The sequence below is a fragment of the Acidovorax sp. BL-A-41-H1 genome (assembly GCF_051942715.1).
This window is the reverse complement of sequence record NZ_JBPVJQ010000004.1, coordinates 426,440-440,000: the sequence shown is the minus strand read 5'-3', so window position 1 is coordinate 440,000 and position 13,561 is coordinate 426,440. Positions and strand designations below refer to the sequence as shown.

Below are 13,561 nucleotides of genomic sequence, written 5' to 3'. Positions count from 1 at the left end.
CTCGACGAACCGACCAACGATCTCGATATCGACACCCTTGATCTGCTGGAGGAGTTGCTGGAATCCTATGAAGGAACCGTGTTTTTGGTGAGTCACGACCGTACCTTCCTCGACAACGTAGTGACAAGCACCCTTGCGTTTGAGGGCGATGGCCTGTGGAGAGAATACGAAGGGGGCGTACAGGACTGGATTGTGCAGTCCAAGCGGAGTCGAGCACTGCGGGTAGCAGAAAGCCACCGCCAGCCTGGAAAGGCCATAGAGACCTCCGCCATGGTCAAAACCAATTCGGAACCGGCTCAAATGACAACTACGGCAGCGCCAGCTTCCTCCGCCAAGAAGAAGCTGACCTACAAGGAGCAAAGAGAGCTCGAAGAGCTGCCTTTGCACATCGCAAGACTGGAGTCAGAGCAGAAAGGCCTAAATGAGCAGCTTGCCGATGGCTTGCTTTACACCCGCGACCCGGCAGCAGCTTCATCGATGACAGTTCGTGCAACGGAGATCGAAGACGAGCTCATGGCCGCCCTGGAGCGATGGAGCACTCTCTCCAGCTGACTTGCATGCACCTCGACATCACGGCACATCCACGCGGATTTGAATGCCGGTACGTATGAGATAGCAGCCCCTATGCGAGCGGCTTTCGCTCACCCGAACTAGATACGGTGGTGAAGACGGTCCGTAGCTCCGCGAAGCCGGGAGATCAGCGCTGGGGCGATCTGCCCGAGCGGTAGCACTTCGTCAGCTGCACCATGCGCTATTGCCTCGCGCGGCATGCCGAAGACAATACAGGTAGCCTCATCCTGAACGTAGTTGTAGCTGCCCGCTTGCTTCATTTCATGCATGGCGGCAGCGCCATCATTACCCATTCCCGTCAGCATGATCCCAAACGCATTCCGCCCCACGACGGCGGCAGCTGATTTGAACAGCACTTCGACGGATGGCTTGTGACGGTTTACTGGCGGCCCATCATCGACAACGGCAACATAATTCGCCCCGCTGCGAGCCACATGGAACTGTGTCCCGCCCGGGGCAATATAAGCATGGCCAGGAATGATGCGCTCACCGTTGCTCGCCTCTTTCACCGTAATCTGGCACAGGCCATTCAACCGCGCAGCAAAGCTTGTGGTGAATCCCGGTGGCATGTGCTGGGTAATCACTATGGCTGGCGAATCCGCCGGCATCTGCACCAGTACTTCCTTGATGGCCTCTGTTCCACCTGTAGAGGCACCGATACAGATCAGCTTTTCGGTAGAGAGTCTTCCCAGTAGTGCATGCGATGCGGTTGTGGTGGAAGCACTCCCTCCACCCCCAGCTTCCACGGGCTGCACCTCGCGAGAAGGCGCGCGGCGTACCTGGGCCACAGCTGCCACACGTATTTTCTCGACGATCTGTGACGCCAAGTCATTCAGACCGCTGGCAAGGCCGACACGAGGCTTGGCCACGAAATCAACAGCGCCGAGCTCTAGCGCGCGCATCGTGACCTCTGCACCTCTCTCCGTGAGAGTCGAAATCATGACCACCGGCATCGGCCTCAAACGCATGAGGCGCCCAAGAAAGTCGATACCATCCATTCGCGGCATTTCAACGTCCAGCGTGATGACATCCGGATCAAGTTCACGAATCATCTCGCGCGCGACCAAGGGGTCATTCGCCGTGCCAACGCATTGCATGTCACGCTGGCGGTTGATGATCTCGGATAACAGACTGCGTACCAGCGCCGAGTCGTCCACCACGACCACGCGGATTTTCCTGCTCATCAACTAAACCTTTTAAAACAGATCGACAGAACCACCGGACGTCGATTTTGCGACGGAGGCTGCATTGCCGCGCACTTCTTGGGCCACCAGCGCTTCGGGGTGAGCATGCGCTAACCGCTTCACCATGGCTTTGCCTGTGATCGGAAAGAAAACGACCTTTCGCGGATAAATGTCCAGCACGTCGTCAGAGACAATCGGAATTCTTTCTGTCTGAAGGTAGTTCAGTACAAAATTGGTGTTCCGCTCCCCGACATTCATTGTCGTGAAATTGGCCATGACCTGGGCGCCACCAAAAATCTTCGCCTGCATCGTTTCTCGACGTGCGCCTAGTTTCAGCATCTCATTGATCAATAACTCCATCGCGTAGGATCCGTAGCGACCTGAGGCGTCTGCCAGATCACCGTCAGGCAGCATAAAGTGGTTCATCCCCCCCACCCGGGCACGGCTATCCCACAAACATGCGGCAATGCATGACCCCAGCACAGTCATGATCACCATGTTCTCGTCCGAAACGAAATACTCTCCAGGCAACACCTTGACAGCATTGTGCTGGAAGTGGTGATCCAAATAGAAAAAAGAAGCCTCACCGGGTTTTCGAGCGCGCGCCTTGAGCTCCTGCAACGAGGATTCTCGCGTAGGCCCACTGCCAGTTGAGTAGACGTCCGCGCTAAGTGGGGCAATGCGTGGAGCCCTGCGCCGCTCGCTGGAGCCTGCGCTGGCGGCGCTGGACGCAGAGGATATGCCGGTTGGAGTAGTGGTCATGAGAGTTACAAGCAAAGCGTCAGAGACAGTGCTCAACGGCGTTCATACACCGTCTTGCCTCGCAAAGTAAACAAGTCCTTGGACTCGCTGAAGTTCTCGGCATGGCCAACAAAAAGCATTCCCCCAGGCTTCAGCACGCGATGAATGCGCTCGAGAACCCGGCGCTGCGTAGGCGCATCGAAGTAAATCATCACATTGCGGCAAAATACGACATCGAATGGCTCCTTGAATGGCCAGTCGTCCCGTATGAGATTGACGCTCATGAACTCGATTGCACGACGCAACTCAGGTTTGGCACGTGCCATACCTGCATTCGACCCTTTTCCCTTCAGGAAGAATTTCTGCATGCGATCAGGCGTTAAGCCCTTCAGACTATCAAGACGGTAAACGCCGTTCGCAGCAGTCGCTAGTACACGCGAGTCGATATCGCTGGCCGTGAGCTTGAATGAAGCGTTTTGCCCCAACGCCTCAAACGCGGTCATGACAATCGAATAAGGTTCCTCTCCTGTAGAGGCTGCGTTACACCAGACACGCCAACTGTGCGAAGGCTTCGTACGCAGGTGCGAGGCAAAGATCTCGAAATGATGTTGTTCGCGAAAAAACGCCGTCAGGTTAGTGGTAAGAGCGTTGACAAACTCTTGCCACTCTGGACCATCATGATTTTCCAGCCACGCAAGATAATCGTGAAAACTGGAATAACCCGTCTCCCGCAATCGACGTGAAAGACGGCTATAAACCATCGCATGCTTACCATCGTGCAGGCTGATTCCCGCTCTCTGGTAAATCAGGGCCTGGACCCGTGCGAAGTCTGCATTGGTCCAGACAAACTCGCGGCCTTGAGCCAAGGGGCCGGAAGTTGCTTGTGCAACGGATGACGCTTCAGCTTTGGCCGGCGCAGGTCGTCCTGCAGATGTGACACTGGTGGTCGAGGCCATATTGATCATCCAGAAAGGGGGCCGTTACTTCGAAGGTATGGCCGCTGAAATGCCCATTGATGAATGCCCTGAGCCGCCGGACTCCGGCAGCTCCCCTAGCTACTCGCTGGTCGATGCCAACCCCATGTCCAGCCCAGACATCAATTTTTCGATGTCTAAAAGAATAAGCATGCGCTCTCCCACCGACCCGAGCCCGAGGATGCAACTGTTGTCGATGGCGCTTTCAATGTCGGGCGCAGAACGAATGCTGTCTGGAGTAAGTTCCATTACATCGCTAACCGAATCCACGACCACTCCCACCACCCGGCTGCGGAGATTGAGGATGATCACAACCGTAAAACTGTTGTAGTCCGCTTGCGCACAATTGAACTTCAGCCGCATGTCCACAATAGGGACAATCGTGCCGCGAAGGTTCACCACCCCCTTGATGAAACTGGGAGCATTTGCTATCCGCGTCGGGGGTTCATAGCCCCGAATTTCCTGGACCTTCAATATGTCGATCCCGTACTCTTCCTGGTCGAGCCGGAAGGTCAGATATTCACGGGCTCCTGCAGTCGCTGAATCTGTAGTCTTCGCTACCACACTCATGGTGATTCCTTTCGTAACGGCGCCATTTCACAGTCGCCGCTTTGTTCTTCAGTGCCGGGCGCGACGAACAAGTCCGCCCGTGTCGAGGATGAGCGCTACAGTGCCGTCACCAAGAATGGTGGCACCAGAAACATTGGGCACCTTGCGGTAATTGGTTTCCAGATTTTTGACAACCACCTGGTGCTGCCCCAGCAACTCGTCCACCAGCAATGCCACCCGGCTTCCGTCTGCCTCGACCACGACCATGATGTTGCTCGACTTGTCCAAATCGAAGCGCGGCACCTGGAAAATCTTTTCAAGGGCGATCACCGGCATGTACTCATCGCGTACCTTGACCAGTTGAGAGCCTTGAGCCACGGTGCTCACGTCACTTGAGTTGACCTGGAAGGACTCCACTACCGACGAGAGCGGCAGGATGTAGACCTCTTCCCCCACGCCAACAGACATGCCGTCCATGATGGCCAACGTGAGAGGCAGTCGCACAGACACCCTCATCCCATAGCCCTCGGCCGAGTCGATTTCCACGGAACCATTCAACGCAGCAATGTTGCGCTTGACCACATCCATGCCAACTCCCCGGCCAGACACATCCGTCACTTCATCTGCCGTAGAGAAACCTGGTGCGAAGATGAGCTGCCAAACCTCTGCATCGCTCATCTGATCCGAAACATCTAGACCTCGCTCCAACGCCTTGCTCAAGATCTTTTCGCGCGACAGACCCTTTCCGTCGTCACGCACCTCGATAACGATCGATCCGCCTTGATGAGAAGCTGACAGTGTGATCGTGCCGTGTTCCGATTTACCTTTAGCGAGCCGCTCGGCAGGCATTTCGATACCATGATCGCAGCTGTTGCGGACCAAATGCGTGAGCGGATCGGTGATTTTCTCGACAAGGCCTTTGTCCAGTTCTGTTGCCTCCCCCAGCGTGACCAGTTCTACCTTTTTGCCCAGTTTGTTTGCCAGATCTCGCAGCATGCGGGGAAACCGGCTGAACACAATCGACATGGGAATCATCCGGATCGACATCACCGATTCCTGAAGATCCCGGGTATTACGGTCAAGGTCTGCCAGCCCTGCAAGCAATTGCTGATAGGCGCCTGCGTCGAGCCCGCGGCTGTTTTGCGCGAGCATTGCCTGAGTGATTACCAGCTCACCAACCAAATTGATCAACTGATCGACCTTCTTGACGTCCACACGGATCGTCGTTGACTCCATCTGCGCCTGACCACCCGCTTTCGATTCCGCAGCCGGTCTTACCGCGACAGCGGTTTTCGGTGCCCCGGCGGACTGACTGACCGAGACCGGTACAGGCATGTCCTGATGCGGCGCGCCGGGTGCACCGTCGAAGAAGCCGTAGGGGGTTCCGTCTCCAGCCGTTTCGCCCCCAGACTCCGATGCGGACTGCTCTGCCGCGCTGGCTGCAGCTGCACCAGCGTCACGGATGCGAACCCTGTCCTTGGACACATGAAACGCGAACAAGTCCAGCAAATCATCGTTGGTCGAGGTGGTTTCGACAGAAAACAGGCGCGTGTCTGCCGAAGTCGTGGGCACGTCCCGGACCGCCCCCAGCCCGGGGATGTCGCGAAACAGCTCTTTTATGGCGTCTGCCTGCTCAGGCCGCTCCAGGGGGCCGATCTCAATTTCAAGTTGCCTTGACCCGCCCGGTGTTGCCAGCGCTGGCGCGGGCACCGGAGCTGTTTGCGCCGAAGGGGCGGGCGGAGGCGGGGGCGCTACAGGTGCAGCGGCCGTTGGCACGTGACCAGCCGCCAGCTCGCTGATTCGCCGCACAAGGGCGGAAGTTGAAACTGCCTCACCCTGTCCACCGGCCTGATGGCGCGCCAGAAGGCTTCGCGAGGCGTCAGCAGATTCGAGCAAGACGTCCACCATTTCGGGAATTGGCTGGAGTTCATGCCGGCGCAAACGGTCCAGCAGGGACTCCATCTGGTGCGTGAGTTCCGCAACGTCTGCGAAGCCAAAAGTTGCCGCACCACCTTTGATGGAGTGAGCGCACCGGAAGATGCCATTGAGCTCTTCATCGTTTGCACTGCTCAGATCCAGATCAAGGAGCATCTGCTCCATCTGGTCGAGATTCTCACCCGCCTCTTCAAAAAAGATCTGGTAGAACTGACTCAGGTCAAAGTCAGCGCCCCCGCCCGATGGTTCTTGGTAGGTGTCCGCCATGGTGGCTCCTGTTGATGGTGATCGTTGTTGGGACTAACGGATCACTTTCTGGATCACTTCGATCAGTCGGTTCGGATCAAACGGCTTTACCAACCAGCCTGTCGCCCCCGCGGTACGTCCCGCCTGCTTCATCTGGTCACTGGACTCAGTGGTGAGTATCAGGATGGGAATCGTCTTGAACTTTGGATGCTCACGCAGTTTGCGGGTCAGGCCGATGCCGTCAAGTCGCGGCATGTTCTGGTCTGCCAGAACGAGATCGATATTGTGGGTTTCAGCCTTCTCCAGCGCGTCCTGCCCATCCACCGCCTCCACCACGTGATACCCAGCCCCGGTCAGGGTAAATGCCACCATTTTTCGCATGGACGGTGAATCATCAACGGCAAGGATCGATTGCATATGTGGCTCCAACTGACTTGAATATATAGGTTAACCGGTAGTCTGCACGTCAAAACAGGTCTACAGATCCCGCGTCCATCTCGCTTTGCGTCACGGGGTTTGGCCTGTCGGGCGCCATCTCTGCAAATGGCGCTGCGTCTTCCCCCTCCTCGTGCCCCATGGCCTCGGAAGCGAGTCGGAACGCACAACCCTGCAGGACTTTCGTGGTGTGCCAGATCAACTGTGATGCCATATCCTGAAACTGGAGTTCAGTCACCGCACTGCGGAGCGCAGCCCGGGCCGCAACCAGCTTTGGCGTGTCTTCAACGACCGCATCCGTCAGTGCTGCATTGGCCTCGCCGAAGCGCTCCAGGAGATTGTCCGTAGCATGGCTCAGCAAGCCCTCAAGCCGGTGCAGGTCATGCATCACGACCAGCAGCGAATCCTGTAGCTCTGCCGCCACCATAACGGGCACCTGCACTGCAGGCTCCCCGGATGTTGTTAGCGTTGATTGCATCGTTTCTCCATCGCAGCATCATCAGCAAATCACGCGAAAATACAGCGCTGTGGCGTCATGCACGCCCCACGCCCGCCGACTGCCCATTGAGCCACTGTCGCTAACATTTGACGCCCTCAGTACGGCTACCCCAACCGGAAAAACACGGCTTGTTTGTTCCAATTTGTATCCTATGATAGCGCCCTCATGGTCCAGAAATCATCCGACCGACTTCTAGAGATCTTGCACCTTGAGGACTCGGAAGCCGATCACGGACTGACGACGCTTGCGCTCAAGCGCGGAGGCCTTACGTTCAGCGCGCTTCGCGTCGACACACTGGAGGAATTCCAGCAGCAAATCGACAGACGCTGTTTCGACATTGTTCTGGCAGATTACCGCCTGCCGGGCTTTACTGCCCTGGATGCTTGGTCTTATGTGGCACAAAAGCCGCAATCCCCCCCATTTATTCTTGTCTCTGGGGCGATCGGAGAAACCGCAGCTGTGGATGCCATCCGCATGGGAATGGCCGACTACCTCCTGAAGGATGACCTGCAGCGACTCCCCCATGTAGTGGAGCGGGCCATTGAAGTCCACGAAGCGCGATATGCCAGGGAACAGGCGGTCCGTGAACTTGCCGTTTCTGAACGGCGACTTGCGGAGCTTGCCGAGCACCTGCAGTTGTCGATCGAGCGCGAGCGAACATCGATTGCGCGCGAGATCCATGACGACATTGGCGGAGCCCTTACCGCCGTGCGTTTCGACGTGGCCTGGATCGCGCGCCACAGCGATGACGAAGCCATGCGCAAGCACGCGGATTCGGCAGCAGAAATGCTTCATCACGCTATCGGGGCAAGCCAACGGATCATGATGAACCTTCGCCCACCCGTGCTGGAACAGGGTCTAGTTGCCGCTGTGCAGTGGCTTGCGACGGGGTTTGAGCAACGAACCGGCACGCCTGTTCAGCTGACAAAAAGCAGGGACACCATTCCTGCGTCCAGCGACATCCAGCTGGTCGCCTACCGGACCGCACAAGAAGCGCTCACCAACATTTCCAAGCATGCAGCCCCCAGCAAGGTCACGATTGACCTCTCCGATCAGGAGGGGGTGCTGACAATTGAAGTCTCGGATGACGGAGTCGGTATCGAGCCCGAAATGCTCAGCAAGCCGCGGACTTTCGGCCTGAGAGGCCTGCAGGAAAGGGCGCGCACCGTAGGTGGCTGGATCGACATCAGCAGCAGGCCGGGCAAGGGCACATCCGTGATACTTTCAGTCCCACTAACGGCTGCAGGCAGTTCAGTCGCTCAAGGAGAACATCAGTGATCCGCGTGGTGCTTTGCGATGACCATGCCGTGCTGCGTCGCGGCATTCGAGACACCCTCTGTGAGGCACCCGATATCACTGTGACGGCGGAGGCCGGAGGATATGCAGAGCTTAGGGAGGTGCTTCGCACAGACTTGTGCGACATCCTTCTGCTCGATCTGAACATGCCGGGGCGCAGCGGGCTAGAGGTGCTAGCCAGCGTACGCGAGACCCACCCGGACATCAAGGTACTGATCGTTTCGATGTACCCCGAGGACCAGTACGCTCTTCGCTGCCTGAAAGCCGGGGCACACGGGTACGCCAACAAGGCTGGCGATCCGGTGCAATTGATCGAGGCGGTGCGGACCGTGATCCAAGGGCGAAAATACCTGACGCCCGAGGTCGCGCAGATGCTGGCAGACAGCCTGGCCCAGCCCACGCCAGAACTACCACATGCAACGCTTTCCGAGCGTGAGTTGCAGACACTGGTGAAGATCGCATCAGGCCGGCGTCTTTCCGATATTGCAGAAGAACTGATGCTGAGCCCGAAGACCGTCAGCGTCTACCGGTCAAGAGTGCTTGAAAAGCTCAAGCTTACAAACAACGCTGAACTGACTGTTTACGCGATTCGCAACCAGCTCGTCTGAGTTCAACGCTGCCCTCTTGGCACTGTCGTCAACGCTGCGCCGCAAAGAAGTCGATAGCCTGCCGCATGAGTGCAAGCACAGGCTGCTCCAGCATGGGTAGCGTGGCAGCAATCCCCAGCATGCCCACCGTCAGCGTGACGGGAAACCCGACCGCATAGATATTCATCTGCGGCGCTACGCGCGAGATGATGCCCAGCGTGAGGTTCACAAACATGAGCAACGCAATCATGGGCAAAGCGATCCAGAGAGCGCTTGAAAACAGCGAAGCCCCGATCTCGTGAAGCCGCATCTGGGCAAGCGATTGCAGGAAGTTTCCGTTGACGGGAAATCGGTCAAAGCTCTTGACGACGGCCATCAGTATCAGCAGATGTCCATTGATCACCACAAACAAAAGCACTGCCATGTGACCAAAAAACCTTGCTACCGCGCTCACCTGGGCATTGGACGTCGGGTCGAAGAATGACGCAAAGTTCAGCCCCATCTGCAAACCAATGATTTCGCCCGCAAGCTCCACTGCGGCAAAAACCAGCCTCACCGTGAATCCGATGGCCAGACCAATCGCCACCTGCTGGGCGACCGCCGCCAGGGCATCAGGGCTGTTGACGCTGATGACGGGCTGATCCACCAGTACGGCCTGGGCGCAAAGCGCCACCAGAAAGGCCAGTCCGATCTTCACGCGCATCGGCACGGCACGCATCGAAAACACGGGCGCCACAGAGAAGACCGCCAGCACGCGTAGAAACGGCCAGAGTATGGGAGAGAGCCAGCCCATGATCTGCGCCTCGCTGAACGTGATCACCGCAGGTCCCCCACGCCAAAACGAGGAGATGAAGACGCAGGAACCGCGATCACTCCGGATGCCCCCTTGTGGCACAGACCAGGCGGCAGGACACCACGCGTCTATCCGATCACCGAAGGGATCGACTCGATGGTGCGGCGGATGTAGTCAACCAGCGAGCTGAGCATCCAGGGCCCGGCAATGGCAAAGACCACCATGGCCGCGATCAGCTTGGGCACGAAAGCAAGTGTCGCTTCGTGAATTTGCGTCACAGCCTGAAAAATGCTGACGACCAAACCCACGGCCATGACAACGCCAAGCACCGGCATCGAAATCATCAGCAACAGCGTCAAGGCGTCATGCCCGATCGTGAGCACCATTTGGGGGGTCATCCACGCACTCCTTCAGGGAACGAAGCTCGCCGCCAGCGAGCCGATCAGAAGATTCCAGCCGTCGGCCAGCACGAAAAGCATCAACTTGAACGGCAGTGCGACGAGCACCGGCGACAGCATCATCATCCCCAGCGACATCAAAATGCTCGACACCACCATGTCGATGACCAGAAACGGGATAAAGATCATGAACCCGATCTGGAAAGCGGACTTCAGCTCACTGGTGACGAATGCAGGCACGAGAACACGCAGCGGCGCGGTCTCCGCCGTCACCTGGGGATCTAGCCGCGCCAGCCTGGAAAACAACGCGAAATCCGACTGCCGGGTCTGCTTGAGCATGAACGTCCGCATGGGTGCCTCCGCACGTTCTAGCGCCTGCTCGAATGTGATCGCGTTCTTGGTGTACGGCACATAGGCGTCTTCGTAGACGCGGTCCAGCGTCGGGCCCATGACAAAAAAGGTCAGGAACAGCGACAGCCCGATGATGACCTGGTTGGGCGGAGCGGACTGCGTGCCGAGCGCCTGGCGCAACAGCGACAGCACAATCACGATGCGGGTGAATCCCGTCATCATGAGCAGCACCGCCGGAAGGAACGACAGGGCCGTGAAGAACAGCAGCGTCTGGATCGGAACAGAGTAGCTGTTACCTGCTGGCCCGGTGCCAACCACCAAGGGTAACGACCCTGCCGCAGGTTGCGCCAGGGCAGGCGCGTGCAGCGCCAGTGCCGACACGGCAACCAGGGCCCACAGCGGTGCCGATTGCCGGATCAATCCACAACGGCGGTCAAGCATGACCACCCTTTTCCCCGGAATGCCCAGCCAACGCCATCTCCCTCTCGAAGGAAGGCGTCGCGACCGTCGTCGCCGATGGAGGCGCTGCCCCGCCGCTGACTGGCAGCACATGAAGACAGCTGATCTGCTGGGGCGTAACGCCCAACACAAGGCAGGTGCGGGCATGCTCCGGCCCAACCTCTACCGTCACCACTTTCTGCTGAGGACCCACCGCTACCGCCGAAATCACTTTTGATGGGGCACCCACCGAAAGCCCGCTGGAAGCGTGCCGCTGCTGCAAGCGACGCACGAGCCACGGCAGCGTGGCCATGGCGCCCACAAAGAGCACCACGACGAGCAGCGTCTGCGTCATGCTGCCGGTGCTACCCACGGCTTACCCGACGCAGGCGTTCCGATGGAGTGACCACATCGGTGAGGCGGATACCGAACTTGTCATTCACCACGACCACCTCGCCCTGGGCAATGAGGTAGCCGTTGACCAGCACATCCATGGGCTCGCCCGCGAGCGCATCAAGTTCGACGACAGAACCCTGTGCCAGCTGCAGGATGTACTTGATGGGAACCTTGGTCCGGCCCAGCTCCACAGATAGCTGCACCGGGATATCAAGCACCATGTTGATATCGTTGACCGAACCATCTGCCGTTCCCGAAAACGGCCGTACCGGATCGCCCGACAACGGGCCGCCCTGCTCCCCGTCAGCAGGCTTGTCGTCGGTTCGCTTTTGCTCTTCCAGCGCCTCGGCCCAGCCAGCGAACGGATCGTCCGCTGCCGCGTCCTTGTTGTCTTCTTCAGTTGACATTCTTTTCTCCCAGCCAGCTCATATCGGAATTGCGCAGGCATTCTTCGATACGGATGGCGTACTTCGAATTGTGTGTGCCGTACTGGCATTCAAAAATCGGAACCCCGCCGATGGATGCGCGGATGCGCGGCTCGCGGTCGAGCTCGATGAAATCGCCCGGCTTCATGGCCAGCAGCTGCTCCACCGTGGCGTCCGCCTTCGCCAGTTCGGCAACCAGAGTCACCTCGGCAGCCTGTATCTCCCGGGTCAGAACCCGAACCCATCGCCGGTCAACCTCGATCGAGTCACCCTGTGTGGAGGAATACAGCACGTCGCGGATGGGCTCCAGCGTCGCGTAAGGCATGCAGATATGAATCGCGCCCGACAGGTCGCCAATCTCCAGCTGAAACGCCGTCGACACCACGATTTCGCTCGGGGTCGCAATGTTGGCAAATTGCGGCTGCATTTCGGACCGCTGGTATTCCAGCTCCAATGGATAGATGCCCTGCCAAGCCTTCTTGTATTCGGCGCAAATGACGTCCACCAGCCGGTTGATCACACGTTGCTCGGTAGGCGAAAAGTCGCGACCCTCGATGCGTGTCTGGAACTTGCCCACACCACCGTACAAGGTATCGATGATCCCGAAGACGAGTGAAGGCTCGCACACGATGAGCCCGCTGCCCCGCAAGGGCCGGATGGCCAGGATGTTGAAGTTCGTGGGGACGGCAAGTTCCCGCAGGAACGCGCTGTAGCGCTGTACAGAAACTGTTCCCACCGAAATTTCGGGGCTGCGGCGAATGAAGTTGAAAAGACCGATGCGGAAGTTGCGGGCAAAGCGTTCGTTGACGATTTCCATCGTCGGCATGCGGCCGCGGACAATGCGCTCCTGGCTGGAAATGTCGTACGTGCGTACGGACCCCGCCTCGGCCACCTCCTCGACCGATTTCTGGCTCTCTCCGGTCACCCCCTCAAGGAGGGCATCCACTTCTTCTTGGGAAAGGAAGGAATCACTCATGACTGGTCCTTGCCCGTGTCACTGGATGATGAAGTTGGAGAACAGCACGCGCTGCACGGGGTTGCGCTGCTCGGTGCGTTTGCGGGCGGCCGGACGCTCTTCAGCGTCTTCGTCCTGTTCCGCTGCAGCAGCTGCCGCACGCGCCCGCTCCTTTTCAGTGGGAACCTTGAATCCCAACGGGCGCGAGACCTCGCGCAGGATGTCGGTCGCAAGTTTTTCCTTGCCCTCGCGTTGCAAAAGCTCCGCGGACGTCCGCTGCGAAACCAGCAGCAGAATGCCGCTGCGGATGCTAGGCAAGTACTGCTTGACCTGCTCGGCCGTCTTCGCGTCCTCCAGTTCGAGCGTGATGCCGACCTGCGCAAAGCGGTCTCCCCCCGGGTCGGCGAGGTTCACCACCATATTTTCAAGGGGAAGAAACGTCGGTGCCAACTTCGGCGCTTCCTTGGCCGGTTTCGCGCTGGCGCCACCCTCTTCCTCGTCACCGTGGGACCGGGTCATGAACCAGGCGGCTGCGCCGCCGCCAGCCAGCACTACAAGTAGTACAACGCCGATGATGATCACTAGCATTTTTTTGCTTTTGACCGGGGCCGCTGCGGGTGGGGGGGCTGACACGATGCGGTTTCCTTGCTAGAAGAGCTTTCAGGCCAGTGCATTTATGGATGCCAGTGCTGCCTGAGATGCCCCATTATGGGATGACGATGCAACCCATAATAGCCAGAATAAATGCCTAAAACCACGGCATTCAACAACCTATGGAGGGTTGCTGAA

At 58.2% G+C, this 13,561-nt stretch carries 17 protein-coding genes (1 of these 17 only partly in view); 3 read left to right on the top strand and 14 right to left on the bottom strand.

The features are described from left to right. On the top strand, positions 1 to 552 hold the 3' portion of the coding sequence (locus ACTPOI_RS11125; RefSeq protein ID WP_440108760.1) for an ATP-binding cassette domain-containing protein. 1,368 nt of this gene lie to the left of the window's left edge; the window shows 552 of its 1,920 coding nt (coding positions 1,369–1,920); its start codon lies off the left edge, out of view; its stop codon occupies positions 550 to 552. A gap of 98 nt (positions 553 to 650) precedes the next feature. On the opposite strand, the gene ACTPOI_RS11120 is transcribed toward ACTPOI_RS11125, so the two are convergent. The 7 genes from ACTPOI_RS11120 to ACTPOI_RS11090 all read right to left on the bottom strand — a co-directional run bounded on the left by ACTPOI_RS11120 (position 651) and on the right by ACTPOI_RS11090 (position 7,112). Then, positions 651 to 1,754, bottom strand: coding sequence for a protein-glutamate methylesterase/protein-glutamine glutaminase (locus ACTPOI_RS11120; RefSeq protein ID WP_440108758.1), 1,104 nt, complete (start codon positions 1,752 to 1,754; stop codon positions 651 to 653). Between the two features lie 12 nt (positions 1,755 to 1,766). Continuing rightward, positions 1,767 to 2,516: a chemoreceptor glutamine deamidase CheD gene (cheD, locus tag ACTPOI_RS11115; protein ID WP_440108757.1), complete on the bottom strand. Its 750-nt coding sequence runs from the start codon at positions 2,514 to 2,516 to the stop codon at positions 1,767 to 1,769. Between the two features lie 32 nt (positions 2,517 to 2,548). Then, positions 2,549 to 3,451: a CheR family methyltransferase gene (locus ACTPOI_RS11110; protein WP_440108756.1), complete on the bottom strand. Its 903-nt coding sequence runs from the start codon at positions 3,449 to 3,451 to the stop codon at positions 2,549 to 2,551. 99 nt (positions 3,452 to 3,550) lie between these two features. Beyond that, complete coding sequence (locus tag ACTPOI_RS11105) at positions 3,551 to 4,039, bottom strand: chemotaxis protein CheW (protein WP_440108754.1); 489 nt, start codon at positions 4,037 to 4,039, stop codon at positions 3,551 to 3,553. 48 nt (positions 4,040 to 4,087) lie between these two features. Beyond that, positions 4,088 to 6,220 (bottom strand): chemotaxis protein CheW, encoded by a 2,133-nt coding sequence (locus ACTPOI_RS11100; RefSeq protein WP_440108752.1) that lies wholly within the window; start codon positions 6,218 to 6,220, stop codon positions 4,088 to 4,090. A 33-nt stretch (positions 6,221 to 6,253) separates the two neighbouring features. Next, the gene (locus tag ACTPOI_RS11095) at positions 6,254 to 6,616 is read right to left on the bottom strand and encodes a response regulator (RefSeq protein ID WP_108615931.1); all 363 of its coding nucleotides are present in this window, start codon (positions 6,614 to 6,616) and stop codon (positions 6,254 to 6,256) included. Positions 6,617 to 6,665: 49 nt separating this feature from the next. Further along, on the bottom strand, positions 6,666 to 7,112 hold the full coding sequence (locus tag ACTPOI_RS11090) for a hypothetical protein (RefSeq protein ID WP_440108750.1): 447 nt from the start codon (positions 7,110 to 7,112) through the stop codon (positions 6,666 to 6,668). A gap of 186 nt (positions 7,113 to 7,298) precedes the next feature. Between ACTPOI_RS11090 and ACTPOI_RS11085 the strand changes: the two genes are divergently transcribed. Both ACTPOI_RS11085 and ACTPOI_RS11080 read left to right on the top strand, forming a co-directional pair. After that, the gene (locus ACTPOI_RS11085; RefSeq protein WP_440108749.1) at positions 7,299 to 8,411 is read left to right on the top strand and encodes an ATP-binding protein; all 1,113 of its coding nucleotides are present in this window, start codon (positions 7,299 to 7,301) and stop codon (positions 8,409 to 8,411) included. After that, a complete protein-coding gene (locus tag ACTPOI_RS11080) occupies positions 8,408 to 9,037 on the top strand; it encodes a response regulator (protein WP_440108747.1) in 630 nt (209 codons plus the stop codon). The genes ACTPOI_RS11085 and ACTPOI_RS11080 overlap by 4 nt, the downstream gene beginning before the upstream one ends. Before the next feature lie 28 nt (positions 9,038 to 9,065). Here ACTPOI_RS11080 and fliR read toward each other — a convergent pair whose 3' ends face one another. The 7 genes from fliR to ACTPOI_RS11045 all read right to left on the bottom strand — a co-directional run bounded on the left by fliR (position 9,066) and on the right by ACTPOI_RS11045 (position 13,360). After that, the gene (gene fliR, locus ACTPOI_RS11075) at positions 9,066 to 9,836 is read right to left on the bottom strand and encodes a flagellar biosynthetic protein FliR (RefSeq protein WP_440108746.1); all 771 of its coding nucleotides are present in this window, start codon (positions 9,834 to 9,836) and stop codon (positions 9,066 to 9,068) included. A 101-nt stretch (positions 9,837 to 9,937) separates the two neighbouring features. Continuing rightward, positions 9,938 to 10,207: a flagellar biosynthesis protein FliQ gene (gene fliQ, locus ACTPOI_RS11070; RefSeq protein ID WP_440108744.1), complete on the bottom strand. Its 270-nt coding sequence runs from the start codon at positions 10,205 to 10,207 to the stop codon at positions 9,938 to 9,940. Between the two features lie 12 nt (positions 10,208 to 10,219). After that, positions 10,220 to 10,999, bottom strand: coding sequence for a flagellar type III secretion system pore protein FliP (fliP, locus tag ACTPOI_RS11065; protein ID WP_440108743.1), 780 nt, complete (start codon positions 10,997 to 10,999; stop codon positions 10,220 to 10,222). Further along, positions 10,992 to 11,351: a FliO/MopB family protein gene (locus ACTPOI_RS11060; protein ID WP_440108741.1), complete on the bottom strand. Its 360-nt coding sequence runs from the start codon at positions 11,349 to 11,351 to the stop codon at positions 10,992 to 10,994. The genes fliP and ACTPOI_RS11060 overlap by 8 nt, the downstream gene beginning before the upstream one ends. Before the next feature lie 10 nt (positions 11,352 to 11,361). Beyond that, positions 11,362 to 11,799, bottom strand: a complete 438-nt coding sequence (gene fliN, locus ACTPOI_RS11055) for a flagellar motor switch protein FliN (RefSeq protein WP_440108740.1) — start codon at positions 11,797 to 11,799, stop codon at positions 11,362 to 11,364. Beyond that, complete coding sequence (gene fliM, locus ACTPOI_RS11050) at positions 11,789 to 12,793, bottom strand: flagellar motor switch protein FliM (protein WP_440108738.1); 1,005 nt, start codon at positions 12,791 to 12,793, stop codon at positions 11,789 to 11,791. The genes fliN and fliM overlap by 11 nt, the downstream gene beginning before the upstream one ends. Positions 12,794 to 12,811: 18 nt before the next feature. After that, positions 12,812 to 13,360: a flagellar basal body-associated FliL family protein gene (locus tag ACTPOI_RS11045; RefSeq protein ID WP_440108737.1), complete on the bottom strand. Its 549-nt coding sequence runs from the start codon at positions 13,358 to 13,360 to the stop codon at positions 12,812 to 12,814. Positions 13,361 to 13,561: the final 201 nt, after the last annotated feature.